The 25,272-nt window shown below is 66.7% G+C and carries 22 protein-coding genes and 1 tRNA gene; 9 read left to right on the top strand and 14 right to left on the bottom strand.

Going from position 1 to position 25,272, the window contains the following annotated elements:
- Position 1 precedes the first annotated feature (1 nt).
- The 3 genes from H977_RS0116745 to H977_RS0116735 form a co-directional block, all read right to left on the bottom strand.
- Positions 2 to 1,225 (bottom strand): CHAT domain-containing protein, encoded by a 1,224-nt coding sequence (locus tag H977_RS0116745; protein ID WP_036476201.1) that lies wholly within the window; start codon positions 1,223 to 1,225, stop codon positions 2 to 4.
- On the bottom strand, positions 1,207 to 2,955 hold the full coding sequence (locus H977_RS0116740; protein WP_029108926.1) for an ATP-binding protein: 1,749 nt from the start codon (positions 2,953 to 2,955) through the stop codon (positions 1,207 to 1,209). Before H977_RS0116740 ends, H977_RS0116745 begins: the two co-directional genes overlap by 19 nt.
- A gap of 72 nt (positions 2,956 to 3,027) precedes the next feature.
- On the bottom strand, positions 3,028 to 3,516 hold the full coding sequence (locus H977_RS0116735) for a lipoprotein LpqH (protein ID WP_029108925.1): 489 nt from the start codon (positions 3,514 to 3,516) through the stop codon (positions 3,028 to 3,030).
- A 252-nt stretch (positions 3,517 to 3,768) separates the two neighbouring features.
- On the opposite strand from H977_RS0116735, the gene H977_RS36250 reads away from it, so the two are divergent.
- Together H977_RS36250 and H977_RS0116725 are read left to right on the top strand one after the other, a co-directional pair.
- Complete coding sequence (locus tag H977_RS36250) at positions 3,769 to 3,996, top strand: PspA/IM30 family protein (RefSeq protein WP_029108924.1); 228 nt, start codon at positions 3,769 to 3,771, stop codon at positions 3,994 to 3,996.
- Between the two features lie 3 nt (positions 3,997 to 3,999).
- Positions 4,000 to 5,169 (top strand): winged helix DNA-binding domain-containing protein, encoded by a 1,170-nt coding sequence (locus tag H977_RS0116725; RefSeq protein ID WP_029108923.1) that lies wholly within the window; start codon positions 4,000 to 4,002, stop codon positions 5,167 to 5,169.
- A 16-nt stretch (positions 5,170 to 5,185) separates the two neighbouring features.
- On the opposite strand, the gene uvrA is transcribed toward H977_RS0116725, so the two are convergent.
- Complete coding sequence (gene uvrA, locus H977_RS0116720; protein WP_029108922.1) at positions 5,186 to 8,080, bottom strand: excinuclease ABC subunit UvrA; 2,895 nt, start codon at positions 8,078 to 8,080, stop codon at positions 5,186 to 5,188.
- A gap of 73 nt (positions 8,081 to 8,153) precedes the next feature.
- Between uvrA and H977_RS0116715 the strand changes: the two genes are divergently transcribed.
- On the top strand, positions 8,154 to 8,837 hold the full coding sequence (locus H977_RS0116715; RefSeq protein ID WP_029108921.1) for an MBL fold metallo-hydrolase: 684 nt from the start codon (positions 8,154 to 8,156) through the stop codon (positions 8,835 to 8,837).
- A gap of 18 nt (positions 8,838 to 8,855) precedes the next feature.
- Here H977_RS0116715 and H977_RS0116710 read toward each other — a convergent pair whose 3' ends face one another.
- A complete protein-coding gene (locus H977_RS0116710; RefSeq protein WP_029108920.1) occupies positions 8,856 to 9,299 on the bottom strand; it encodes a universal stress protein in 444 nt (147 codons plus the stop codon).
- A 368-nt stretch (positions 9,300 to 9,667) separates the two neighbouring features.
- Here H977_RS0116710 and H977_RS0116705 point away from each other — a divergent pair, with 368 nt between their 5' ends.
- Entirely contained in the window at positions 9,668 to 11,206 is a 1,539-nt protein-coding gene (locus H977_RS0116705; protein WP_029108919.1) for a glycosyltransferase family 39 protein, read from the top strand.
- A 1-nt stretch (position 11,207) separates the two neighbouring features.
- On the opposite strand, the gene H977_RS0116700 is transcribed toward H977_RS0116705, so the two are convergent.
- The gene (locus H977_RS0116700; protein WP_029108918.1) at positions 11,208 to 12,056 is read right to left on the bottom strand and encodes an acyl-CoA thioesterase; all 849 of its coding nucleotides are present in this window, start codon (positions 12,054 to 12,056) and stop codon (positions 11,208 to 11,210) included.
- A gap of 160 nt (positions 12,057 to 12,216) precedes the next feature.
- Here H977_RS0116700 and H977_RS0116695 point away from each other — a divergent pair, with 160 nt between their 5' ends.
- A complete protein-coding gene (locus H977_RS0116695; protein WP_029108917.1) occupies positions 12,217 to 13,107 on the top strand; it encodes a tachylectin-related carbohydrate-binding protein in 891 nt (296 codons plus the stop codon).
- A 62-nt stretch (positions 13,108 to 13,169) separates the two neighbouring features.
- Here the strand turns inward: H977_RS0116695 and H977_RS0116690 are convergent.
- From H977_RS0116690 to uvrB, 4 genes are all read right to left on the bottom strand, one after another.
- Positions 13,170 to 13,240 (bottom strand) — tRNA-Cys (locus H977_RS0116690).
- A 61-nt stretch (positions 13,241 to 13,301) separates the two neighbouring features.
- A complete protein-coding gene (locus tag H977_RS0116685) occupies positions 13,302 to 14,069 on the bottom strand; it encodes a DUF899 domain-containing protein (RefSeq protein ID WP_029108916.1) in 768 nt (255 codons plus the stop codon).
- A gap of 75 nt (positions 14,070 to 14,144) precedes the next feature.
- The gene (locus H977_RS0116680; protein ID WP_029108915.1) at positions 14,145 to 15,551 is read right to left on the bottom strand and encodes an MFS transporter; all 1,407 of its coding nucleotides are present in this window, start codon (positions 15,549 to 15,551) and stop codon (positions 14,145 to 14,147) included.
- Between the two features lie 44 nt (positions 15,552 to 15,595).
- A complete protein-coding gene (gene uvrB / locus H977_RS0116675; protein ID WP_029108914.1) occupies positions 15,596 to 17,767 on the bottom strand; it encodes an excinuclease ABC subunit UvrB in 2,172 nt (723 codons plus the stop codon).
- A gap of 81 nt (positions 17,768 to 17,848) precedes the next feature.
- On the opposite strand from uvrB, the gene H977_RS0116670 reads away from it, so the two are divergent.
- Complete coding sequence (locus tag H977_RS0116670; protein WP_196808262.1) at positions 17,849 to 18,355, top strand: ribonuclease FAU-1 family protein; 507 nt, start codon at positions 17,849 to 17,851, stop codon at positions 18,353 to 18,355.
- Positions 18,356 to 18,366: 11 nt separating this feature from the next.
- On the top strand, positions 18,367 to 18,939 hold the full coding sequence (locus H977_RS0116665; protein WP_029108912.1) for a hypothetical protein: 573 nt from the start codon (positions 18,367 to 18,369) through the stop codon (positions 18,937 to 18,939).
- A 2-nt stretch (positions 18,940 to 18,941) separates the two neighbouring features.
- On the opposite strand, the gene H977_RS0116660 is transcribed toward H977_RS0116665, so the two are convergent.
- The 3 genes from H977_RS0116660 to rpsA all read right to left on the bottom strand — a co-directional run bounded on the left by H977_RS0116660 (position 18,942) and on the right by rpsA (position 22,461).
- Positions 18,942 to 19,676, bottom strand: coding sequence for a FadR/GntR family transcriptional regulator (locus H977_RS0116660; RefSeq protein ID WP_029108911.1), 735 nt, complete (start codon positions 19,674 to 19,676; stop codon positions 18,942 to 18,944).
- 106 nt (positions 19,677 to 19,782) lie between these two features.
- Positions 19,783 to 20,946: a dephospho-CoA kinase gene (coaE, locus tag H977_RS0116655; RefSeq protein ID WP_029108910.1), complete on the bottom strand. Its 1,164-nt coding sequence runs from the start codon at positions 20,944 to 20,946 to the stop codon at positions 19,783 to 19,785.
- A 75-nt stretch (positions 20,947 to 21,021) separates the two neighbouring features.
- Positions 21,022 to 22,461 carry a 30S ribosomal protein S1 gene (rpsA, locus tag H977_RS0116650; RefSeq protein WP_029108909.1) on the bottom strand — a complete coding sequence of 480 codons (1,440 nt, stop codon included), beginning with the start codon at positions 22,459 to 22,461 and terminating at the stop codon, positions 21,022 to 21,024.
- Between the two features lie 226 nt (positions 22,462 to 22,687).
- Here rpsA and H977_RS0116645 point away from each other — a divergent pair, with 226 nt between their 5' ends.
- The gene (locus tag H977_RS0116645) at positions 22,688 to 23,875 is read left to right on the top strand and encodes a PrsW family intramembrane metalloprotease (protein ID WP_029108908.1); all 1,188 of its coding nucleotides are present in this window, start codon (positions 22,688 to 22,690) and stop codon (positions 23,873 to 23,875) included.
- Here the strand turns inward: H977_RS0116645 and H977_RS33370 are convergent.
- On the bottom strand, positions 23,872 to 24,255 hold the full coding sequence (locus H977_RS33370) for a helix-turn-helix domain-containing protein (protein ID WP_036476200.1): 384 nt from the start codon (positions 24,253 to 24,255) through the stop codon (positions 23,872 to 23,874). The two genes, H977_RS0116645 and H977_RS33370, sit on opposite strands and share 4 nt — an antisense overlap.
- Positions 24,256 to 24,306: 51 nt before the next feature.
- Here H977_RS33370 and H977_RS0116635 point away from each other — a divergent pair, with 51 nt between their 5' ends.
- A complete protein-coding gene (locus H977_RS0116635; protein ID WP_051288897.1) occupies positions 24,307 to 25,251 on the top strand; it encodes an MBL fold metallo-hydrolase in 945 nt (314 codons plus the stop codon).
- Positions 25,252 to 25,272: the final 21 nt, after the last annotated feature.

Raw genomic sequence — 25,272 nt, 5'->3', positions numbered from 1 at the left:
CTCAGCGGGCGCCGTCAACGGTGAAGGTGGCCAGCGCCGCCCAATGCAGCGGGGTGGCGGTCCGGTCGCCTTCCCGCCATCGGCGCATCGTGGCCCGCTGCCAGCGGTTCACCGCCAGCCCCGCATCGGCGGCGCGATGCGCCAGATCGACGCCGATGATGGTGTCCGCCATGGGATCTGCTTGGCCCGCACCCGCGCCCGCCGGGCTGAACTGGCGGAATCCGGCAGTCGTCGGCAGCGACCACAAGGTCGCCGTCACCGCCTGAGCGCCGCCCAGAATCATCGCCGCGACCAATCCGGCCGCTTCGTCGAACCGGTAGTCACCGCCAGATGCGCACGCCAGCAGCGCGACTCGCGGCGGGATCGGAAGCTGCGCCGCGATCATCTCCCCCGCGCTGAGCGGCCGGTCTTCGGCCAGGTGCAGGGCCGCACGATCGGCGTACCCGGCGGCATCGTCGGCGGCACTGGCATGCCCTACGTAGAGCAGCCGGCTCGGGTCCTGTGCACAGGCATCGGCCAACCAGCGCCGGTCGGTGTCGGTACGACGGAACAGCTCGACGGCCTCGTCGACCTGCGGCAGGACGGCGTGATCGGTCACCAGGTCACCGAAGTGCTCCGACAGCGGCGTCTGCGGCGAGGGGCGGCCCAGCACCGAGCCGAGAGCCGAATCCGGCCGCTGCCCGGGGATCCGGGGGTCGAGCACCAATACCGGTGGGCGATCTGCGCGGTCCTGCCAGCGGGCCGGGCTGCGCGGGGCGTGAACGATGTTGGGCGGCGCGGACATCAGCACGTCGGCCAACTCCATCAATCGGAAGCCGTCGGCGCCGGGCATCGCCACCTGCCCCCACGGCACGCGGCCCAGCCGCGGGCTCGGCGTCACGAACAGCACCGGCCGGATGTCGGCGACGCAATCGGCCAGCAGCTGCCAGCCGTCGATCCCGATCAGGTGCGAGCCGAGTAGCCGGGCCAATTCGAGTTCGGTGTCCGGGGTGGCGAATGCGCCTGTGGTGACTGCCCGTTCGATTGCCTGAGCCGGTGTTTCGGTGTCCATCGGATCGGGCAGCGCCGGGTTGAGGGCGGCCTCCACCGCCTGCATGTGCGGTTCCTCTATCACCCAGGTGACCGACCGTTCCGGCGCGCCGACCACTCGTAGGCTGACGTAGGTCGCGATGCCGACGTCGGCGAACCGCATCACCAGAGTTTGCGTCACGGCCACGTCGTCCATTCCGCGCCCGGCGCGGTGACGTCCCGGCCGTACCGTTGCTGTGCCAGCTCTCGGTAGTGGCTCAATATCGGACCCGAACTGGGGTCGATCCTCAGCGGAGGCAGTGGGCCGAGCCTGGTCAGTGCGCCTTGACCACCGACTGGGGCCGCAGCGGCCGCGACGGCGAGTTGCGGTGCGAGCTCGGCCTCGACCGGTACGGCCGCCGTGGCGGTTTCGGTCCATTCGGCGGCCGTACTCGGCTCATCCGCTCGATCTGTGCTGAACGTTCCTCGTGCGCTGTGGTATTCGATCAGCTCACACGTCAGCTCGGTATTGTCCGATTCCCAGGCCACCGCGAACGCTCCCGCCATCAAGGGAGCCGCAACGCTGTTGGCCCACCGGGCCCTGGCCCCCGCGTCGGTGATCGTGTAGCGCACCGAGTCGACTGCCAATGCGGCCGGGACCTTCAGGTCGGCGGCCCGGTCCAGCTTGACCATCGCCCGGCGGTACTCCGGTGTGCCCGGCGCACAATCGACCACACCGACTCCCGCCGCATGTCGGGCTTCGACCTGGCTCCAGTCCTGACCCGGTTCCCCGACGCCGTCGAAACCCATCTCGACGAGTGCGTCGGCGCGCCAGATGTTGCCGAGGTGCGCATCCAGCCGGGCGTACTGCAACCAACTGCGTCGCGGCGAGGCATCCAGCAGGTCCCTGGCCTCGTCCACCATCGCGATTGCCTCATCGAAGGCGCCGCGGAACAGAGCTATCCAACTCCGTTGCAACAGAATTCGGTGAATATGCAAGGGTCGCTCAATTTCGCGCCAATGCCGCTCGGCGTGCTCCCAGCATTCGTCGGCCTCCCGCAACCTCCCCAGGCCCACCCGGATCAGTCCGAAGTACAGCCAGCTCCGGGATACGTCATGGGCGCGGGCATGCTCGGCGATCACCGGGTAGGCCTCGGTCACCAGGTCCTGGGTTTCGGAGTACTGACCGGCCGACCAGGCCGCGGCCCCCCGCTCGAGCTGGGCGCGGGCGGTGGCCAGTCCCCAATCACGGGCCTGTGCCCGGGCACCGGCCCGGCGTAACCATGGTTCGGCCTCGTCGAGGCGACCGGACTCGATGCAGAACCGACCGTAGCCGAGCGCTCCGGTGACGAAGAGGTGATCGGTCTCGGCATCCTCGGTGTTGGGCGCAGCGCGGTTCTCGAGGACGTCGAGCACCTCGGCCCACACCGGCACCGATGCGGCATAGAGGTCGTCGTCGCACAGGCTGCTCGCAATCAGAATCTTGGTGTGGCAGATCAGGTTGCGATGTTCGGTCCGCAAATCGTCGAAGTCCCCGGCAACTTCGGTCAGGGTCTCCAGATGTGCTGCGGCGCCGTCGTGATCGCCCCGAGCGGCAGCCAGTCCGACTTCGAGGAACTCGACCCGGCGTGTGTAGCGGCAGACCATGTGATCGATCTCGAAATCGGACATGGTGGCCTGTGCGGCGAGGTCGGGCCGTTGTCCCGATCGGATCGAGTCGTAGATCGCCAGACAATCGCGGATACGGGAAATACTCTCCACCACACCCTCATACGCGGTGCGTACCAGATAGATCTCACCGAGTTGGGCGAACACCTCGAGCGCGTAGTCGTCACGGTCGGCCTGCTCGATCAGGGGCAGGAGCGACACCAGCAGATCGCGGGCGGCAACCTCGTCGGCAGCCAGCGCCAGCTGACGGGCGCGGTCGAGATCGCCGACGATGGTCACCCGTGCACCATAACGAAAGCGGCGGGTGCACCCGGCAAATGGTCTGCCGGGCACACCCGCCATGTCGGGAGATCAGCTGCACGACACCGTGATGGTGAACGGCTTGTTGATCATCCCGGCCATCGGGTTCTTCATGTCGGCGCCCGACGCCTCACCGGTGATGGTGTAGGTGTCGCCGTCGACCTTGACCTCGGCAGAGCCGACCTTGACGCCCATGCCCTCACTCACGGCCAGTGCGCTTCCGTCGTACACCAGACCCAGGGATTCGACCTTCGGAGTCGCCTCGTCGGTCATCACCACACCCAGGCCCTGTTGACCACCGATCGCGGCGCTGGCCACGTTGATCTTGCCGCCCTGCTTCACACAGGTGACCGAATTCAGGTCGAGGCCCGCCAGGTCAGACCCATCGACCTTCACCTGGGTGTTGGCCCCGGAGCTGACCTTGGTCTCGGCCGCGGCCGGCTTGTCCGCGGGCTTGTCGGCCGGCTTGTCGTTCGAGCAGCCGACCAGCACCGCGCCGGTCGCGAGCAGTCCCATGGCGCCTGCGATAACTCGATTGATGGTCATTGGATGTTCCCCTTCGTTTCGCGTTGCCCCGATGGCTCCGTCGTGTCCTGAAGTCTTGGCGGGCCGATGCGCTACCGATCCCAAGAAACGTCGGTTCCCGCAGGTAACGTGAGGTGCATGACGGACCCATCGCAGCCGGACCGATCCGAAGAATCCGCAGCAGCCGAGGAGCCCGCCACCATCGAGGGCGAGGTGGTTCCCGCGGCTCCGGACACGGGTTCTTCGCCGGGGCCCGTCCCGGGACCGATTTCCGGGCCGGCCGACCCGGGCTACACCTCAGCCGGGGTGCCGACCTTCGACGCGGTCCGCGAGAAGATCGAGACCCGCTACGGCACCGCGCTCGGAGCGTCCGAACTGGACGCCGAGACACCTGAGGGCCGCTCCATCGAGGAGCAGTACGAGAAGCGCCAGAAGGCGGCGGCCGAACGCTTGCGGCAGATCCGTGAGTCCATGGACAAGCAGGACGACGCCTGACCCGTGCGATCGTTCACACCCGCCGAGCGCCGGGCCCGGCTGGCCCGACGCCATTTCTTGTGCCGACCGGCATCCTCCATCGACGACACGGCGCACGCCTTCGTCGGCCTGCATGCGACTGACCCCTCGACCCCCTACCTGTCCCTGTTCGCCCGCCTGCCCGGCTTCACCATCGACGATCTGGACAAGGAGCTTTACCAGCGGCGCACCGTGCTCAAACACCTCGCGATGCGGCGCACACTGTGGATCGTGCGCGCCGATGACCTCCCGCTGGTGCAGGCCGGCGCGAGTGACCGGGTGGCCGGCAACGAGCAGCGCAAGCTCATCGGCGATGTGGAGAAGGCCGGTGTGGCCGCCGACGGCGCCCAATGGCTGGACACGGCGTGCCAGGCGGTACTGGCCCACCTACGCGAACACGGACCTACGCCTGCGGCCCAATTGCGCAGCGCTCTACCCGAACTCGCCGGGAGTCACAATCCGGCGCCCGGAAAGCGCTGGGGTGGCGAAACACCGCTTTCCCCAAGAGTTTTGACGGTGCTCGGCGTGCGGGGTGAGATCGTGCGCGGCCCCAACGACAGTGGCTGGAACAACTCACGGCCGCGCTGGACGGTCACGTCCGACTGGCTCGGGGCGCCGGTGCCGACCGCCGACCCGGACCATGCGCGCACCGAGCTCGTGCGGACCTGGCTACGGACGTTCGGCCCGGCCACCGTCGCCGACATCAAGTGGTGGTTCGGCAACACCCTGACCTGGGCCCGCCACGCCTTGCGGGATACCGGCGCCGTCGAAGTGGATTTGGAAGGCGCTCCCGGCGCCGTGGGTTATGTACTGCCCGACGATCTCGACATCGAGCCGGACGCCGAGCCCTGGGCGGCCCTGCTCCCGGGCCTGGACGTCACGACGATGGGGTGGTTCGACCGCGACTGGTATCTCGGCGATCATCGTTCCCAGGTGTTCGACACCAACGGCAACGGCGGGCCCACGGCCTGGTGGAACGGCCGGATCGTGGGTGGCTGGGGTCAGGACGCCGACGGCCGCGTCCGGGTGCATCTGCTGGAAGAGATCGGGCGCGACGGCACTCGCGCATTGCAGCAGCGCGCCGACGCGCTGACCGAATGGCTGGCCGGCGCCCGCGCCAACCCCCGGTTCCCTTCGCCGCTGTCCAAGCGCTGACAGTGAAGGATGGGACCTAAGCACTCACCTTGCGCCGCTTGGGTTTCGGTGTGGGCACGTCGATGAGCTCGGCGAGGAACTGGCCGGTGTAGCTGTCGGGATTGGCGGCGACATCCTCCGGTGTGCCCTGCGCGACGACCGTGCCGCCACCGGCCCCGCCTTCGGGCCCCATGTCCACGATCCAGTCCGAGGTCTTGATCACATCGAGGTTGTGCTCGATGACGATCACCGTATTGCCTTTGTCCACAAGGCCGTTGATCACCTTGAGCAACTTGCGGATGTCCTCGAAGTGCAGGCCCGTGGTCGGCTCGTCGAGAATGTAGACGGTGCGCCCGGTGGAGCGCTTCTGCAGTTCGGCGGCCAGCTTGACGCGCTGCGCCTCGCCACCGGACAGGGTCGGCGCCGGCTGCCCCAACCGCACATAACCGAGACCGACGTCGACGAGGGTCTTGAGGTAGCGGTGGATCGAGCTGATCGGCTCGAAGAACTCGGCGGCCTCCTCGATGGACAGATCCAGCACCTCGGCGATGGTCTTGCCCTTGTAGTGCACCTCGAGGGTTTCCCGGTTGTACCGGGCACCCTGGCACACCTCGCACGGCACATAGACGTCGGGCAGGAAGTTCATCTCGATCTTGATGGTGCCGTCACCCGAGCAGGCCTCACACCGGCCGCCCTTGACGTTGAACGAGAACCGGCCGGGCTGGTAGCCGCGGACCTTGGCCTCGGTGGTGGCGGCGAACAGCGACCGGATCTTGTCGAACACCCCGGTGTAGGTGGCCGGGTTGGACCGCGGCGTGCGGCCGATCGGCGACTGGTCGACGCGGACCAGCTTGTCCAGTTGGTCGAGCCCGTTGACGCGGGTGTGCCTGCCGGGCACCTGCCGAGCACCGTTGAGCTTGTTGGCCATCACCGAGGCCAGGATGTCGTTGACCAAGGTCGACTTGCCCGAGCCGGACACCCCGGTGACCGAGGTGAGCACCCCGAGCGGGAACGCGACATCGATCTCTCTGAGGTTGTTCTCCCGGGCCCCGACGACGGTGACCTGACGACGTTTGTCGGTGGGCCGCCTGATGGCCGGGACCTCGATGCTCTCCTTACCGGAAAGGTAAGCGCCGGTGATGGATTCGGGGTTGGTCAGCAGATCCTGGTAGGTGCCGCTGTGCACGATCCGGCCGCCGTGCTCACCGGCCGCCGGGCCGATGTCGACCACCCAGTCGGCGTGCGCGATGGTGTCCAGATCGTGCTCGACGACGATCAGCGTGTTGCCCAGGTCGCGCAACCGCACGAGTGTGTCGATCAGCCTGCGGTTGTCGCGCTGATGCAAGCCGATGGACGGCTCGTCGAGCACATACAGCACACCGACAAGGCCGGAACCGATCTGCGTGGCAAGCCGGATACGTTGCGCCTCACCACCGGACAGCGTGGCGGCGGCGCGCGAGAGCGACAGGTAGTCCAGACCGACGTCGAGCAGGAACCCGAGCCGCGACTGGATCTCCTTCAGCACCTGACCGGCGATGGCCTGCTCGCGATGCCCGAGCGTCAGTGCGTTGAGGAATTCGGCGCAGTCCGCGATGGACAGCTCGGCCACCTGGGCGATGGACTTGGCGCCGAACTCCCCCGCGGCCATGGTCACCGCGAGGATCTCGGGCTTGAGGCGCGTGCCGTTGCATTCCGGGCACGGGATGTCGCGCATGAAGCCCTCGTAGCGTTCCTTCATCTGCTCCGAGTCGGTCTGCTCCATGCGGCGCTGAAGGAACGCCATCACGCCCTCGAAATCGGCGTAGTAGGACCGCGTACGGCCGTAACGGTTCTTGTAGCGGACGTGGACCTGGTGATCGGAGCCTTCCAGGATCGCCTTGCGCGCCTTGGCCGGCAGCTTCTTCCACGGGGTGTCGATGTCGAAACCGAGTTGGTCCCCCAGCCCGGACAGCATCCGGGTGAAGTACTCGGCGCTCTGGCCGATGGCCCACGGCGCGATCGCCCCGCCTGCCAGCGTCAGCTCCGGGTCGGGCACGACCAGTTCGGGGTCGACCTCTTTGCGGATCCCCAGGCCCGTGCACTCCGGGCAGGCGCCATAGGGCGAGTTGAACGAGAACGACCGTGGTTCAAGATCATCCACGGCCAGCGGATGGCCGTTGGGGCAGGCGAGCTTCTCGGAGAAACGTTGTTCCCGGTGCGGATGATCGTCCTCACGGTCGACGAACTCGAGCACCACGATGCCGTCGGCGAGGTTCAGCGCCGTCTCCACCGAATCGGTGAGCCGCTGCTTGGAGCTGGCCTTGACCGTCAGCCGGTCGACCACCACCTCGATATCGTGCTTTTCCTGCTTCTTGAGCTTGGGCGGGTCGGTCAGCGGGTGCACCACGCCGTCCACCCGCACCCGGCTGTAGCCCTGGGTGTTGAGCTTCTCGAACAGGTCGACGAACTCGCCCTTGCGGGTGCGGACCACCGGGGCCAGCACCTGGAACCGCAGGCCCTCGTCCATGGCCAACACCTGGTCGACGATCTGCTGCGGGGTCTGCCGGGCGATGCGCTCTCCACACACCGGGCAGTGCGGGGTGCCCGCGCGGGCGTACAGCAGGCGCAGGTAGTCGTACACCTCGGTGATGGTGCCCACGGTCGACCGCGGGTTGCGGTTGGTCGACTTCTGGTCGATCGAGACCGCCGGCGACAGGCCCTCGATGAAGTCGACGTCGGGCTTGTCCATCTGCCCCAGGAACTGGCGGGCGTAGGCCGACAGCGACTCGACGTAGCGGCGCTGGCCCTCGGCGAAAATGGTGTCGAAGGCAAGCGAGGACTTGCCGGACCCGGACAGGCCGGTGAACACGATCAGCGCATCGCGCGGCAGATCGAGATCGACTCCTCGCAGATTGTGCTCGCGGGCACCCTTGACAATAAGGCGGTCAGCCACGCGTTTCCTTTCCCACGACAGACTTCACGCCCATGCTATGTGCGGCCACCGACAAGCCCGATACGGTGGCGCTATGACCAGCCCTCACATCGCGGTGGACGATACGTACACAGGTCACCAGGAGCCGGGGACCGCCGCCCGGCGCACCCTGCCGAATGCCTCGATCATCAAGGTGTCGGTCGGCCCCATGGACAACAACGCCTACCTGGTGACCTGCACATCCACCGGTGAAACCCTGCTCATCGACGCCGCCAACGACGCCGAGGTACTGCTGGACCTGATCGCCCAGCAGACGCCCGAGCTGTCGCTGATCGTCACCAGCCACCAGCACTTCGACCATTGGCAGGCACTGGAGTCTGTGGCAAAGGTCACCGGGGCACCCACGGCCGCCCACGAACTCGACGCCGGACCTTTGCCCGTCGCCCCGGACCGGATCCTTGCCGACGGGGACACCGTGCGGATCGGTGAGCTCACCTTCGACGTGATCCACCTGCAGGGTCACACCGAGGGATCGGTCGCGCTGGCGCTCAAGTCCCCGGACGGGGTGACCCACCTGTTCACCGGCGACTGCCTGTTCCCGGGTGGTGTGGGCAAAACCTGGCAACCCGGTGATTTCGAACGGCTACTGGGTGATGTGAGCGCCAAGGTGTTCGACGTCTACGACGATCGCACCGTCGTCTACCCCGGCCACGGCGATGACACCACGCTCGGCGCCGAACGTCCCCATCTCGGAGAGTGGCGCGAGCGCGGTTGGTAGTCGGTCAGCCTGTTCGGCTCAGCTGGTGTGGACGATGAGCACGTCGGTCTTGGACCGGCGTGCCACGTTCGCGGGCACCGAGCCCAGCAGGCGTCCGGCAATGGTGCTCAGGCCCACGTTGCCGACCACCAGAAGATCCGCGTTGACATCCTCGGCCAGCTCCACGAGCGCATCGACCGGAGCGCCGACAACCGGCCGCTCTTCGATCTCGGTGGCGCCGGCAGCCTTCGCACGGTCGGTCGCCTCGCGGAGGATGGCGTAGATCGGCGCATTGCCTGCCATCTTGTAGCCCTCGTCCTTGAGCACATCAGCGGCACGCTGATCTTCGCTCTGGGGGAAGTAGGCGGTCGCCACGATCAGCTTGGCATTCGAGCCGGCGGCAATCTGACCGGCGCGGTCGACTGCACGCAATGACGAATCAGATCCGTCCGTGCCGACCACCACGGTTCGATACGCGCTCATCAATACCCTCCCACTGTCAGTTGCAACGCCACCCGAGACAGTAACCCGTCGTCCGCTGACCAGGGGGGCGAATCACGACACCCACTTGGACAGCCGACCACTGAACCCATTTTTCGGTCCCGGAACGGCGATTCGGCCCTGATGTTAACCCTCGGAACCACAAAATCGGTGCCGACCGTGACGTAGTCGACGCGGATCGAATCGGGGTTGCCGCCAGGACGATTCACCACTGTAGTGATCCAGCTCATCTACCGGTGCGCCGATCGACACAGCGGGCAGTAGCTGGGCAATAACACTGTCGGAGAGAGCGAGTCGGGTGCCTCAGGTTAATCTTTGGCATCGGTTGAGGGGGTGACACGGTCGCTGACGTGGATCTATCGCTGAATGAGCGCGCCGACGGCGCGGACCGGCGCCTCGATCGAGACAGCCGATTCGACGCCCTGGCGGTGGCCGCGTTCGCCATCGTGCTGAGCGCAGCAGGGGCTGCCCGGCCCTCACTGTGGTTCGACGAGGCCGCCACCATATCGGCGGCAACCCGATCGGTTTCCCAGCTCTGGGACCTGATCGGCCACATCGACGCCGTGCACGGCCTGTACTACCTCGGCATGCACGGCTGGTTCGCTGTTTTCCCCGCAACAGAATTCTGGTCCCGGTTCTCCAGCTGTCTTGCGGTCGGGGGCGCGGCGGGCGGAGTGGTCATTCTCGGCCGGCAGTTCGGCAGTCGGACGGTATCGGTCTGTGCGGGAGTCATTTTCGCGATGCTGCCCAGGATCACCTGGGCCGGCATCGAGGCCCGTTCCTATTCGTGGTCGACGCTGGCAGCGGTGTGGCTGACTGTTCTGCTCATCTCCGTGATCCGGCGCGATCGCACCGCGCTGTGGGTGTCATACGGTGCGCTACTGGTGATTTCGACCGTGCTGAACATCTTCGTGGTGCTCATGGTGATCCCACATGCCGTGGCCGTCATGATGCTCTGCGACCGCCGTCGCGGCAGAGCCGGCTGGGCTGTGGTCACCGCGGCCGCCGTCCTGATCGTGGTTCCCTTCATCTCGTGGTGCCGTTCGCAGAGCTTCCAGGTCGGCTGGATCTCACCACTGGGCCTACATACGGTCGGCGAAGTCGTCATGGAGCAGTATTTCGACCACAGCGTGGCCTTCGCGCTACTGGCCGCAGCCGTGCTGAGCGCACCTCTGCTGGTGAGTCGGCTACGGCCGACCGATGCCGGCACCCGGCGGCTCGTCGTCGTCGCCGCGGTGTGGGTGCTCGCACCGACCGCGGTACTTTTGGTGTATTCGGCCGTTTCCCAACCGCTTTACTATCCGCGCTACCTCTGTTTCACCGCACCGGCGATGGCACTGCTGCTGGCAGTCAGCGTGGTCGCGGTGGCCCGCAGCCGGGAATGGATCACCACGGCATTGGCGGTGTTCGCCTTGGCCGCGACACCGAACTACATCACGGTGCAACGCGGCCCGTACGCCAAGGAAGGCATGGACTTCAGCCAGGTGGCGGACGTCATCTCGGCCCACTCGTCCCCTGGCGACTGCGTGATCTTCGACAACACCACCTCGTGGAAGCCGGGCCCCATCCGGCCCATCACCGCCGCCCGTCCGGCCGCGTACGCCGACCTTGTCGATCCCGGTCGCGGCACCCCGGCGGCGCAGCGGAATCGGTTGTGGGACCAACACCTCGGGATCTGGGGCGTCGCCGACCAGGTGCGCCGCTGCACGGTGTTGTGGACGGTGTCGGAACGCGACCCTTCGGTGCCGAGCCGACAGAGCGGACCAAAGCTTCAGCCGGGGCCGCGGTTGGACCGTGCTCCGGCCTATCAGGTACCCGAAAGCATGGGCTTCCACATCGTCGAACGCTGGCAGTTCAACTTCGCTCAGGTGGTCAAGTCGACCCGGTGAGTCAATCGCGGCGCGCGCGGCCGAAGTACACCTCCTGGGTCGCCGAGCAGGCGAGTTGACCTGACCGGTTGTAGACGGTGGCGCTGGCCAGGCCGCGCCCGTTGATGCCACTGGGTGAAACCTGGTCGGACAGAACCCAATCCGTCAGATCGGCCGGGCGGTGGAACCAGATGGCGAGGTCGATCAACGCCGAGAAGACCGTGACCTGGGTGGCACGCCGCATCGTCACCGTGGCGTCCAGCAACGCGGTGCCCGAGAAGTAGGTCAGCAGACAGCTGTTGACGATCGGATCATCGGTGACGGGTTCGGCGGGGCGCCACCACATCCGGGTGCGCTCCGGCGGCTCCGGCAGGTCGATCGCCAGCCGAGGAGGCGGGTCGATGTATCGGCGCTCGATCCACTGCGGGTTCACCCAGTATCCGCCGGCCTCATCGGCGAACGCCTGCAACTGTTCTTCGACCGGCGGCAGGGTCTCGGGGTCGGGCACCGCGGGTCTGGGTTGCTGGTAGTCCGCGGCGTCCATCGGGACGCTGAACGAGACGAGCGCTTCCAGCAACACCTCGTCGCCCTGACGGCCGATCACCCGGCGGGTGGACAGCGATCCGCCGTCGCGCAGCTTGGTCACCTCCATGTGCACCGGATACCGGGCGTCGCCGGCCCGCAGCAGATAAACGTGCAGGCTGTGGGGCAATCTGCCGTCGACGGTGCGGCTGGCCGCCATGAGCGCCTGGGCAGCGATGTGCCCGCCCACGATGTGATGGCTGGCGTTGTCCCGCTGCTCGGCGACGAAAATGCCGTCACCCGACTCCACGAGTTCGAGCGTGGACAGGACGTCGGCAAGGGGCAGCATGGGCACCGCTGCATTATTCGATGCGGTGTCCAGCTGTTTGCGACGGGGTCCGTGTGACGGGCATCGACCGGTAACACAGGTAGCGCACTACGCTACGGCGTCCGGCGAGGCCGGCGCACGCTGAGGTCGATTGTCCTGTCGAGACGCTGAGGAGTGCACCATGACTTTCAAACATCTGACGTGTGGAGGCGCGGGAACCGTGCCCGTCGATAGCGGGCTACCCAGGGTCGGTGAACTCTATGGCGTTGAAGCCAACGGAGACCTGCGCTGGTATCGCTACGACGGTGCCGGTCGGAACGGCGAGAACCCGACCGATTGGGCTGCCAACTCACGCAACACGATCGGTAATGGTTGGGCCGGGTTCAAGTTCTTCTGCGGTGGTGGCGACGGGATATTGTTCGGGGTCGAACCCGACGGCGATCTGCGCTGGTATCGATACACGGCCGGCGACGGCATCGAGGACCGCGCCGGATCGCGCGGGTGGGATGCCAACTCACAGAACGTAATCGGTAACGGCTGGCAGGGGTTCGTCAGCCTGGTGTGCACACCGAAGGCAGGCCGCACGTCCAATGACCCGGCGAGCACGCTTTACGGCGTAGAGCCCAATGGCAACCTGCGGTGGTACCGGTATGTCGGCGACGGAAAAGAAGACCGGTCGGGCAATACCGGCTGGGCCGCCAACTCCGGCAACACCATCGGGAACGGCTGGCACAACTTCAAGATTCTGACCGCGGCCTCCAGCGTGCTGTTGGGCGTCGAGCAGAACGGCGACCTGCGCTGGTACCGCTATACCGGTGACGGCACCAACGATCCGAGCGGAGGCACCGGATGGCACGCCAACTCGCGCAACATCATCGGCCGCGGCTGGGACCGGTTCACCCGCATCGTCGGTGGGCCCGACGATCAGGGCGGCTTCGGCGTCGCGTTGTACGCCGTCGAGCCCAACGGCGACTTGTACTGGTACAAGTACCTGGGGAACGGTGAGCACGATCCCAGCGGTGCGACCGGCTGGCACCCGAGGTCAGGCACCAAGATCGGCCATGGTTGGTGACGGTCAGTTCAGCCACATGACGGAGCCCCCTGCAGAATCTCCACAGGGGGCTCCGACGCCCGAGCGAGTGACGGGATTCGAACCCGTGTAAACGGCTTTGCAGGCCGGTGCCTAGCCACTCAGCCACACCCGCGTCGATTGATTACTGTGCCAGGCACTTAGACGCGGGTCGATAGTTTCGATCGCAATGATCACTAATCGTCGGCATCCCCTACCGGCCTGCCGACCACTGCCCCACCCTGCGGCCACCCGGCCGGCGAGTCCTCCCACGGTTCTTGCCGCCCATACGGGGTGAGATCGAGGAACGGGTAGCCCACGGCGGTGTGGTCCAGGCCGCGGGCGAAGGCCGAGTAGGTGTGGAAGACCTCGTCGCCCCGGCGCAGGAAGACACTGGCACCCGGCCAGTCGCCGCGGAGGTCTTCGTCGGCGAAACCGGCATCGTGGAGCTCGTCGACGGACTGGTAGTTGTATTCGATCGGCGCCCGAGCCGGATCGAGCGTCACGTGGAAGTCGTAGGTGAAATCGCCATCGCGTGACGAGTACCACGGAAACGTCCAACCATGCGCGTCGCGGTACGCCGCGATGCTGGCGTAGGGCGCACGGGAGATACAGGCGAACGTAACGCCCTTGCCGTGCAACAGTTCTCGGTCCTGTGCGGTGAAGGTGAGATCGGCCGCAGCGGTGCAGCTGGGACAACCCTGGTCGATCGCATCGATCCACATGAAGTGGTGGATGTAGAGCTGGCTGCGTCCCTCGAACAGGTCGACGAGTCTCACTTCGCCATCCGGCCCTTCGAACGTGTAGTCCTTCTCCACCTTCACCATCGGTAGCCGGCGCCGTTGGGCGTTGACCGCATCGCGCAGGTGCGTCACCTCACGCTCGGCGGCCAGTAGCTTCTTGCGCGCCTCGAGCCACTCGTCCCGAGTGACGACGTCTGGGTAGGCATTGAGTGTCAGCGGCATCGAATCTCCTTGAATCGGTCCTATACGAGTGAGACTCGTACGGCCGGAGAAACTCATCGCGGGCGGCTCGCGGTGCTAGTGGGCCAGGTACTGAGCACCGCGGCCGGACCGGAAGGAGGCCACCGTGCCGACCACCGCCAGCACCGCGAATCCGGCGAACAGCCAACGCGCAGCGGCCGCATCCCCGGTATCGCGGAGGTTCACGACGACACCGGCCAGCCCCGCACCGAACGCCCCGCAGATCAGTTGCACGGTGTTGATCGCCGCCGCCGCGGCGGGACCTTCACCCGGATCGTCCACACTGCCCATGGCCCAGGCGGACAGATGTGGCCACGCGATGCCGATGCCGGTCCCGGTGACCACGAGCGACGCGGCCCACGCAACGACTGCCCACGGCGCCATCCCGTCCCGGATCAACAGCGCGCCGCCCGCCAATCCGACAGCCATGACGATGGGCGCAACTGCGACGGTCCGCCTGATCGTCCGCCGGTTCTGCAGCGACGCGCTGACGATCTCCCCCGCAGTCCAGCCGACAGACAACACCGCGGCGAAGAACCCGGCCATCACCGGTGTCAGGTGTGCCAACCGTTGGCCGAACAGCGGCACATACATGTCGACCATGGTGGCGGCCATCAGCACCCCGAGGCTCAGGTAGATCCATTTGAGCGGACCCGGGCCGAACGTGCTGGGCGGCAAGACCGCCGCGCGGGCCCGACGGTCGACGAACACGAAACCAGCCACCAACGCCACCCCGACTCCGAGCAGTGCGGCGGTGGCCCGCCAATCGTGCGGAATACCAGCCACACTCACCGCCATGGCTGCCGCACCCAGCAGTGCGAGGGACGGAACCGGAATGCCGGGAGCCCGCTCCGATACTGCGCCGGTGCGGTTCGGCAGTGCGACCGGCACCAGCGCGGCCATCGCGGCCGTCAGCACCACCAGCACACCGAAGGCCCACCGCCAGTGGCCGAATTGCGCGAACAGCCCACCCGCCGCGGGGCCGATGATCGTGCCGACGCCCCACATCGCCGAAACAAGCGCAGAAGCCTTGGTCCACAACGTATTCGGCAGCGCGGTGTTGATCACCGCATAGCCCAGACCGGCCAGCAGCCCGCCGGCAAAGCCCTGCACGGTCCGGCCGGCCAGCAACACCTCCATGCTCGGAGCCAACGCACACCCCAAGCTTCCGGCAGCGAATACGGTGAGTCCCGAAAGGTATGCCCGCCGCGGCCCCAGCCGCATCAGTGTCGAGTGAACGGTGGTGGCCGCAACCACCGAAGCGACCAGATACACCGTCGTCACCCACGCGTAGAACCGGTGACCACCGATGTCGGCCACCGCGCTGGGCAACAGGCTGACCGTCAGAAATTCGTTGGTGGCGTACAGAAGCACGCCGCCGGCCAACACGGTGGACGCACCCAGATGCCGGCCGCCCAGTAGTTGCCGCCAGGTCCCGCCGGTGGGCGTCACGGTAGAGGTCACACCGATGACGCTAGAAGCTGAACCACAGTTGAGGCCAACTTCGGCTACTTCAGTCCGGCCGCGTCCATTCCCCGGAGTTCCTTCTTCAGGTCCTGGATCTCGTCGCGGATCCGTGCCGCCAACTCGAACTGCAGATCCCGGGCAGCCGTCATCATCTGCTCGGTCAGATCCTTGATCAGATCAGCCAATTCGGCACGCGGCATGTTGGAGGTGTCCCGGCCCTCCACGATCCCGGCACTGACCGAACGTCCCGGCTCGCCCTGGGCGCGCCGGCCACGCGAGGCGTTGCGCCCCGAGCCTCCGATCTCGACCGACTCGGTATCGTCAGCCTCGCGGTACACCTGGTCGAGGATGTCGGCGATCTTCTTGCGCAGCGGCTGTGGGTCGATGCCCTTGGCCTCGTTGTAGGCGACCTGCTTGGCGCGGCGACGCTCGGTCTCGTCGATCGCCTCCCGCATCGAGTCGGTGATCTTGTCGGCGTACATGTGCACTTCGCCGGACACGTTGCGCGCCGCGCGACCGATGGTCTGGATCAGGCTGCGCGTCGAGCGCAGGAAGCCCTCCTTGTCGGCATCGAGAATCGCCACCAGCGACACCTCCGGAAGGTCGAGGCCCTCACGGAGCAGATTGATGCCGACCAACACGTCGTACTCGCCGAGCCGCAACTGCCGCAGCAACTCGACGCGTCGCAGCGTGTCGACCTCTGAATGCAGATACCGGACCTTGATGCCGAGCTCCAGCAGGTAGTCGGTGAGGTCCTCGGCCATCTTCTTGGTCAGCGTCGTCACCAACACGCGTTCGTCGCGCTCCGTGCGGGTGCGGATCTCCCCGATCAGGTCGTCGATCTGGCCCTTCGTCGGCTTCACCACCACCTTCGGGTCGACCAGGCCGGTCGGGCGGATCACCTGTTCGACGAACTCGCCGCCGGCCTGGCTGATCTCGTAGGCGCCCGGGGTCGCCGACAAATAGACCGTCTGCCCGATCCGGTCGGCGAATTCCTCCCACGTCAGGGGCCGGTTGTCGACCGCCGAAGGCAGCCGGAAACCGAAATCCACCAGGTTGCGCTTGCGCGACATGTCCCCCTCGTACATGCCCCCGATCTGGGGCACAGTGACGTGGGATTCGTCGATGACGAGCAGGAAGTCCTCGGGAAAGTAATCCAGCAGGGTCGCGGGTGCCGACCCGGCGGGCCGGCCGTCGATGTGGCGCGAGTAGTTCTCGATGCCCGAGCAGAACCCGACCTGCTTCATCATCTCGACGTCATAGTTGGTGCGCATCCGCAGCCGCTGGGCCTCCAGCAGCTTGCCCTGCCCCTCCAGCTCGGCCAGCCGAGCCTCCAGCTCGGCCTCGATGGTGGAGATCGCATGGGCCATCCGTTCCGGTCCGGCCACGTAGTGGGTGGCCGGGAAGATCCGCAGCGAGTCGACCTGCCGGACGATGTCGCCGGTCAGTGGGTGCAGGTAGTACAGCGCCTCCACCTCGTCGCCGAAGAACTCGATGCGCACGGCGAGCTCCTCGTAGGACGGGATGATCTCGACGGTGTCACCGCGCACCCGGAACGTGCCGCGGGTGAACGCCATGTCGTTGCGGTTGTACTGAACGTCCACCAACAGCCGCAGCAGCCCGTCGCGTGGCACCTCCGAACCGACCTCCAGCTCCACAGAGCGGTCGAGGTAAGACTGCGGGGTGCCCAGGCCGTAGATGCACGACACCGAGGCCACCACGACCACATCGCGACGGGACAGCAGGCTCGAGGTCGCCGAGTGCCGCAACCGCTCGACGTCGTCGTTGATCGAGCTGTCCTTCTCGATGTAGGTGTCGGTCTGGGCGATGTACGCCTCGGGCTGGTAGTAGTCGTAGTACGAGACGAAGTACTCGACAGCGTTGTGCGGCAACATCTCCCGCAACTCATTGGCGAGCTGGGCGGCCAGCGTCTTGTTCGGCGCCATCACCAGGGTGGGCCGCTGCAGCCGCTCGATCAGCCACGCGGTGGTGGCCGACTTGCCGGTGCCGGTGGCGCCGAGCAGCACGACATCGCGCTCGCCCGCCTTGATCCGGCGCTCCAGTTCGTCGATGGCCGCCGGCTGGTCCCCGGCAGGGTCGTACTCACTGACCACCTCGAACCGGGCACCGGTCCGGACCAGACCGTCGACGGCGTCGGCAGCTGGTCGGTACTCCGAATGCGCGAGCACGGGATGTTCGGTCGCGAAGGCCATGCTCACCAGCGTAGAACTGTGCACCGACAACTTCCGGTCGGTGCTGTTTCCGCGGCCCCCTCCCCGCGTTACGCTTGCCCCATCCACCCGCCCAAACACGAGACATTCGACCTGGTCGCCCGCACGAACACCGACCCAAAAGGCATCGTGCGGGCGGTTGACGTCTACACCGTCGAACCCTGGGGCCTGTACATGGCCCGGCCGACGCCCGGCCGGGCCCAATTCCACTACCTCGAATCGTGGCTGCTCCCCTCTCTCGGGCTGCGAGCCAGCGTGTTCCATTTCAACCCCGGCCACGAGCGCGACCAGGACTTCTACCTCGACATCGGCCACTACACCGCCGGACCGACCGCCTGGCATTCCGAGGACCATTACCTGGATCTGGTGATCCGCAGCGGTCGCGGCGTCGAACTGTGCGATGTCGACGAGCTGCTCACCGCCGTGCGGCACGGCCTGCTCAGTCCAGAGGTCGGCGAGCAGGCGGTGCAAACCGCGGCGACCGCGATCGAGGGCCTGGCGAGCTGCGGCTATGAGCTCGATCACTGGCTGTCTGGCAACGGAATGGCCCTCACGTGGCGAGGCGCGTAATGTCGGGATTCATGAGTTCAGCTAAGTACGTGTGGGGAGCCCTCCCCGCGGTGGCAGGACTGCTCACCGGCGCGCTGTTGATTCCCATTCCGGCACAGGCTGATCCGGAGGCCCCGCCTCAGGTCGAGCCGTTGCCCGGCCAGCAACTCCACAACGTCACCTACCGCGCCCGGATCGACGGGGTGTCGCGCAACGCGACCATCGCCTACAAGATCGACGACGACAACATCAACACCGCCGACCCATCGATGCTGCCGGGCCGGATCTTCGAAGCGACCGGCGTGGTGTCGAACCCGCAGACCGCGGGCATGACGGTACGTATCGACTGGCCGTACTCGGCGAACCTGCACTGCGAGATCCTGGTCGACGACCAGGTGACCGCCCAGGCCGACACCTTCGTCGGCCCGCGGCTGACCCGGCCCAAGGATGACCCGAACTACGGCAGCCTGCCCTGTGGCGCGCCGCTGAGCGCGCCGGTGCCGGGCAATGCCGTCGACACGGCGCCGACCGGAACCGACGCCGCGCTGCCGCCGGTCGATCCCGCTGTTCCGCCGGCAGCGGAACCCGAGCCACCGGCCGCCTAGCGTCAGCGTTTCAGCCAGGACTCCACCGTGTGGCGGGTGTCGTTGATGTGAGCGGTCATCTGCGCGGCGGCCAGCTCCGGATCACGGTTCTCGATCGCTTCGAGGATCGACTCGTGGTAATCGTTGGCGTTGGGCTCCAGGCGCCCGAACATCGCCCCTACCGGTAGCCACATCCGCCGGCGGGCGTCGGCGACCGCCTCCAGCAGCCGGTCATTCTGTGCAGCCTGCGCGATGCCGAGGTGAAACGCCGAGTCGAGGGTCTGAAAGTCTGTGGTGTGGCGCGCCGACTGCTCGTTCATCCCGGTCTGCAGGGCGGACTCCATGCCTCTGAGCAACTTACGCAGTTCGGTCACGTCGGTGGCGCGGCGGCGTTCGGCCGCCAGCCGGGTCGCGCCCGTTTCGACGATCGTTCGGTAGTCGAAGGCGTCGCGGATCTCCCGCTTGTTGCGACGCAACTCCCGGCGCATTTCGGCCGGATCGTACTGCGGTGCCTGCACGGTGAACCCGCCGCCACGACCGCGGCGCACCGTGATCAATCCCTCCCGTTCCAGCACCGCGACGGCGGCGCGCACGGTGGTCCGGGAGACATTGAGCATGTCGGACAGCTCGCGCTCGGTGGGTAGCCGGTCGCCGGGCCGGAACTGCCCGAGTTCCAAGGCCCGCCGCATCTGGTCGACCACCAGTTCGTGGGCGGCGATCTGGCGGACCGGAACCAATGTCGGCTTGGCTGTTGGCATGCGTCCCCCCTTCGGACGCACCAAACGCTACCGCACGAAGCTGTTCAAGGACCCAGACCCGTGACCGCCACGCATATGGACACGAAAACTGCTGTAGCTCAATGCGTTACGGCTTCCATCCGGTCGCATCAGCCCACTCCCAGGCGCGCCGGTAGGCGTCCAGGAACCACGGTTCTTTGGCCACCGCGTAGTCGGGTGTGGCCAGTGCGGCACGCTTGGCCGCCAGGTAATCGGCCCGCACCCCCGGGTTGGCCCGCAGCCAGTCGACGAACATCAGAGCGAAACGCTGATTGGGCCAGCCGTTCACGCGGATGTGCACGTTGGTGGGCCGACCCGGATCCGCCGACGCGTGGAAACGCTTGCGCCACACCGTGGGATCGTCATCGTGCGGGGTATCGGCCGTGATGTCCGGCACCACGGGATAGCCTGCCGTCAACAGTGCCTCGGCGAGCTCGTCGGCGACGGCCAATGACTCCACCGTCACCTGCACATCGATGACGTCTTTGGCATCCATCCCCGGAACAGCGGTTGAACCGATGTGGTCGATGCGCACGGCGCGGTGTCCGCATGCGGTGTTCAGCCGGGCCACGATCCGCCGGGCCTGGTCCGGCCAGGTCGGGTCGTAGGCCACCACGACAGGGTCACGGTGCGCCGGCTGCCGGATGTTGAGATTGTGCGCGAACGGCAGGATCCGCTCGTGCCACAGTGCGCGGGCCTGTTCGACGACGGCGCCGGGGCTGCCCGAGTTGTCCAGCCACACATCGGCCACGGCGCGACGCTGCTCCTCGGTGGCCTGTGCGGCGATGCGGGCCCGGGCGTCCGCCTCGGTGAAGCCGCGGTATTCGATGAGTCGCTTGACGCGCAATTCCGGGTCGGCGTTGACGATGATGACCAACGGGAACATCGGCGCCATCTGGGATTCCACCAGCAGCGGGATGTCCTCGACGATCACGGCGTCTTGATGAGCCGCGGCGATCAGCTCCGACCGGCGGTGCGCCACCAGCGGATGCACGATGCCGTTCAAGGTGGCGCGCTTCTCGTCATCGCTGAAGGCGACCGCGGCCAGCGCCGGACGGTTCAACGCACCTTCGGGCAGCAGGATCCCGTCGCCGAACGCCTCGACCAGCTTGGCCAGCCCCTCGGTTCCGGGTTCGACCACCTCACGGGCGATGACGTCACCGTCGACGATGATGCCGCCGAGATCGCTGAATGTGGCCGACACTGTTGACTTTCCGGCGCCGATACCGCCGGTTAACCCGATGCGAAGCACGCCCAACAGTCTGTCAGGCCCCCGCAACGACGAACGCCCCGACCCAATGGGCCGGGGCGTTCGTTGTGTTACTTCTTAGGCGTTGCCTGCGAGCTTCTCGCGCAGAGCGGCCAGCTGTGCGTCGCTGGCCAGCGTGCCACCAGTGGACTCCTCCGACCGCGAGGACCCGTTGGACACCGGACGCGCGGCCTCCTCGGCCTCCGCAGCGGCGAACTTCTCCATCTGCGTGGTGTGCATCTTGTGCCGGCGCTCGGCCTCGGCGTAGCGGGCCTCCCACTCCTCCCGCTGCTTGTCGAAGCCTTCGAGCCATTCGTTGGTCTCGGCGTCGAAGCCCTCGGGGAAGATGTAGTTGCCCTGCTCGTCGTAGCTGTCGGCCATGCCGTACTTCGACGGGTCGAACTCCTCGGTGTAGTCCTCGTTGGCCTGCTTGAGGCTCAGCGAGATCCGGCGACGCTCCAGGTCGATGTCGATGACCTTGACCATCGCGTCGTCGCCGACGGTGACCACCTGGTCCGGGACCTCGACGTGACGCTCGGACAGCTCCGAGATGTGCACCAGGCCCTCGATGCCCTCTTCGACGCGGACGAACGCACCGAACGGCACCAGCTTGGTGACCTTGCCCGGCACGATCTGGCCGATCGCGTGGGTACGGGCGAAGTGGCGCCACGGATCTTCCTGAGTCGCCTTGAGCGACAGCGAAACCCGCTCGCGATCCATGTCGACGTCGAGCACCTCGACGGTGACCTCGTCGCCCACCTGAACCACCTCGGACGGGTGATCGATGTGCTTCCAGGACAGCTCGGACACGTGGACCAGGCCGTCGACCCCGCCGAGATCGACGAAGGCGCCGAAGTTGACGATCGAGGAGACGACACCCTTGCGGATGGCGCCCTTCTGCAGCTGGTTGAGGAACTCGCTGCGCACCTCGGACTGGGTCTGCTCCAGCCAGGCGCGACGGCTCAGCACCACGTTGTTGCGGTTCTTGTCCAGCTCGATGATCTTGGCCTCAATCTCCTTGCCGATGTACGGCTGCAGATCGCGGACACGACGCATCTCGACCAGCGATGCGGGCAGGAAGCCGCGCAGGCCGATGTCGAGGATCAGGCCGCCCTTGACGACCTCGATGACGGTGCCCTTGACGGCCTCGTCCTTTTCCTTGAGTTCCTCGATGGTGCCCCAGGCACGCTCGTACTGAGCGCGCTTCTTGGACAGGATCAGGCGGCCTTCTTTGTCCTCCTTGGTGAGAACGAGGGCCTCGACCTCATCGCCCACGGAAACGACCTCGTTGGGGTCGACGTCGTGCTTGATGGAGAGTTCGCGAGAAGGAATGACACCTTCGGTCTTGTAGCCGATGTCGAGCAGAACCTCATCGCGGTCCACCTTGACGATGGTCCCTTCGACGATGTCGCCATCGTTGAAGTACTTGATGGTCTTGTCGATCGCGGCGAGAAAGTCCTCAGCCGAGCCAATGTCGTTGATGGCTACTTGCGGCGAGGTGATGGAGGGACTTGGCATGTGGTGGGTTGCTCCGGACAGGTTTACTCGTAGGGACAGTTATATTGCGGTATTGCGGTGGTGCTCATCCGTGGGCAGAAAAACTGTGCACACAGATACGTAACGAGGGTACTCGACCAGGCACACGCAGGACAAACCGCCTCCCTCGGCGCGGACGCCCGGGCCCGCCGATCCGTCGGCCGAATTTGTGCCGGGAATCGAACCGGCCCGCGGCTACGCTCGGCAGGTGGCGTACTACCCGACTCCCGGCCCGGCCCATCGGCAGTGGTTTCCGGTCACCGCTCCGATGCCCAGGCCCGTCCGCAAGGTCGGTGCCCCGCTGGCCGCGATCATCGCCTGCGGCGTCGTCATCGGCGTGTTGATCCTGCTGTTCACGGCACTCAACCCGGTCGGCGCGATCATCGGCTTCACGCTGTCCAGCATCGTGATGACCGGCGCCGTGTTCGCCTACCTGTGGCTGGATCGCTGGGAGCCGGAGCCACCCCGATTGTTGCTGCTGGCCTTCGGCTGGGGCGCGGCGGTGGCCGTCGTCCTGTCGCTCGTGCTGAGCCTGTTCACCGATGCGTTGCTGGCACCAGGCGTCGACTCGGCTGAATCAGCGCACAGTTTCGCCTCGGTGGCGATCCGGGCACCGTTCATCGAGGAGGCCGCCAAGGGCCTTTTCCTGCTGATCATGATGACCGGGCGCCGCCGCAACGAGCTCAACTCGTTGACCGACTGCCTGGTGTACGCCGGCCTGGTCGGGCTCGGTTTCGCCTGGCTGGAAGACATCATGTACATCGCGAGCGCCGATTCGCTGGCCGGATCGCTGCTCACCGCGGCGATGCGCCTGATCATGGCGCCGTTCGCCCACCCGCTGTTCACCACCATGACCGCGATCGGCGTCTACTTCGCGCTGCAACGGCGCAGCGGCATCGGCAAGACGCTGTGCATCCTGGCCGGCTACCTGGGCGCGGTGTTCATGCACGGCTTGTGGAACGGCTCGTCGCTGGTGGGCGCCGGAACCTACTTCGTCGTCTACGCGGTCTGGATGGTGCCGATCTTCATCACGATGGTCGTGGTGGCGATCCTCAGCCGCCGCCGCGAGCAGCGGGTGGTGGCCACCAAACTTCCAGGCATGGTCGCCGCCGGGCTCATCACGCCCAACGAGGCCACCTGGCTCGGCTCGCTGAAGACCCGCCACGCCCTGGTCAAGCACGCCGCGGTGGCCGGGGGGCGCCCCGCGGGCAAGTCCGTCGCGGCGTTCGCCGCCGCAGTGGTCGAGCTGGCCTTCGTCCGTGACCGGATCGACCGCGGGTTCGGCGATGCGCAGGTGTACGCGCTGCAGCAGGAAGAGGTGTACTCGGTGGCCGCCGCCCGTTCGGCCGCCCCGATCCTCCATTGGCTGGCCAATTACCAGGCGCCCGTCCGCTAACGCGCCGATTGCGCGAAACCGGCGCAGTCTGGGCACTCCGAAATCACCGGATGCACGCACGCGACGACGTGGGTGAGGAATTGCGCGGCCCGTTGCAGCCGGGATATGTCCCCCCGGATCCGCTCCAGCGTGGCGCTGATCATGTCGATTCGGTCATCACGGTCAGCGGCCCGCAGATCGCGGATCTCCGCCAACGTCAGGCCGGCATGCTGGCACAACCGCACCAGCCGGGCCCGGGCGATCAGCTCGTCGTCATAGCGCCGGTGACCCGAGGCACTTCGCGACGGAACGAGCACGCCGACGTCCTCCCAGTGCCGCAGCACGTGGGACTCGACACCGACCGCCGCAGCGGCGACTCCGACCGCATATGCCTCGCCCATACCGGTACACCCCTTGACTTCAGGTTGACCTGAAGTTCTAGCTTCGCACACATGACCACCAGTACCTTCCAAACTCCGGTTCGACAGCCGAGCCTGTGGGCCTGCTGCTCGGCATTCGCACAGGTGCCGACCGGGCTCGTCCGACCCCGTCGCCCCGACCGGAAGCTGCTCGACCGTTTGCACGACGCCGGTCTCCCACCCAGCCGCCAGACGGTCGCCGTCCGGCCGCTGCGCCAAGTGCCCAGATGGGCCCCCACCGTCGGCGTCGTCGAGGGAATCCGCACACCGAGGCGCATTCCCATCGCCATGACCGCGTTCGTGGTGGAACATCCGCAGGCCCGCTTCGTGGTGGATCCAGGCATGTGCGCCGATGTCGGTGCGCGCGTGCTCAGCCAGCTCCCCGCCGTGTTGCGTCCGGCCGTCGCGCCACCGGCCGATGCGGTCACCACCGCGGCGGCGCTGGCCGAGGAACTCGGCGAGAAACACGTCGACTTCGCATTGCCGACCCACCTTCACTGGGACCATATCTGCGGGCTTCTCGATCTGCCCGCCATCCCCGTGCACGTCCACCGTCGCGAACTTGAGTGGGCCACCGGAGGTCCGGTGGCACCCGTCGGCGGCGTGCGGGATTCACTCCACAACCGAACGATCACCACGTTCATCCTCGAGGGACCGCCGGTCCTGACGTTCGAGCGCAGCCATGACCTATTCGGCGACGGGGCAGTACAACTCGTCGACCTGGCCGGCCACACACCCGGCAGCATCGGCCTCCTGCTGAATACCGCAGCCGGATCGGTACTGCTGGCCGGCGACGCCGCCTGGCACGACCTCGGAGTGGAACACATCCGACAAAAACCCAGTTACCCGGGGGCTTTCGCCGACGAGGATCGCGACGAGTGCTTCCACACCCTGCACCGTTTACACGCGATCAGAGACCGGGTCCGGATCGTCCCTACGCACGATCACACCGCCGCGACATCGCTCTCCGGCCGCTAGTTGCCGGGCCCGGCCGGTGCG

Origin of the sequence: Mycobacterium sp. URHD0025, assembly GCF_000426065.1 — a bacterium.
Lineage (GTDB): Bacteria > Actinomycetota > Actinomycetes > Mycobacteriales > Mycobacteriaceae > Mycobacterium.
This window is presented reverse-complemented; position numbering and strand designations above follow the sequence as displayed.

Coding starts and splice junctions, on each gene's coding strand:
- H977_RS0116700 (WP_029108918.1), bottom strand. CDS start 12,056: ATGCTGCCCCTTGCCGACGTCCTGTCCACGCTCGAACTCGTGGAGTCG.
- H977_RS0116710 (WP_029108920.1), bottom strand. CDS start 9,299: ATGAGCGCGTATCGAACCGTGGTGGTCGGCACGGACGGATCTGATTCG.
- H977_RS0116685 (WP_029108916.1), bottom strand. CDS start 14,069: ATGCCGCTGACACTCAATGCCTACCCAGACGTCGTCACTCGGGACGAG.
- H977_RS0116665 (WP_029108912.1), top strand. CDS start 18,367: ATGAGTTCAGCTAAGTACGTGTGGGGAGCCCTCCCCGCGGTGGCAGGA.
- H977_RS0116635 (WP_051288897.1), top strand. CDS start 24,307: ATGACCACCAGTACCTTCCAAACTCCGGTTCGACAGCCGAGCCTGTGG.
- H977_RS0116745 (WP_036476201.1), bottom strand. CDS start 1,225: ATGGACGACGTGGCCGTGACGCAAACTCTGGTGATGCGGTTCGCCGAC.
- rpsA (WP_029108909.1), bottom strand. CDS start 22,461: ATGCCAAGTCCCTCCATCACCTCGCCGCAAGTAGCCATCAACGACATT.
- H977_RS0116715 (WP_029108921.1), top strand. CDS start 8,154: ATGACCAGCCCTCACATCGCGGTGGACGATACGTACACAGGTCACCAG.
- uvrB (WP_029108914.1), bottom strand. CDS start 17,767: ATGGCCTTCGCGACCGAACATCCCGTGCTCGCGCATTCGGAGTACCGA.
- H977_RS0116695 (WP_029108917.1), top strand. CDS start 12,217: ATGACTTTCAAACATCTGACGTGTGGAGGCGCGGGAACCGTGCCCGTC.
- H977_RS0116660 (WP_029108911.1), bottom strand. CDS start 19,676: ATGCCAACAGCCAAGCCGACATTGGTTCCGGTCCGCCAGATCGCCGCC.
- H977_RS33370 (WP_036476200.1), bottom strand. CDS start 24,255: ATGGGCGAGGCATATGCGGTCGGAGTCGCCGCTGCGGCGGTCGGTGTC.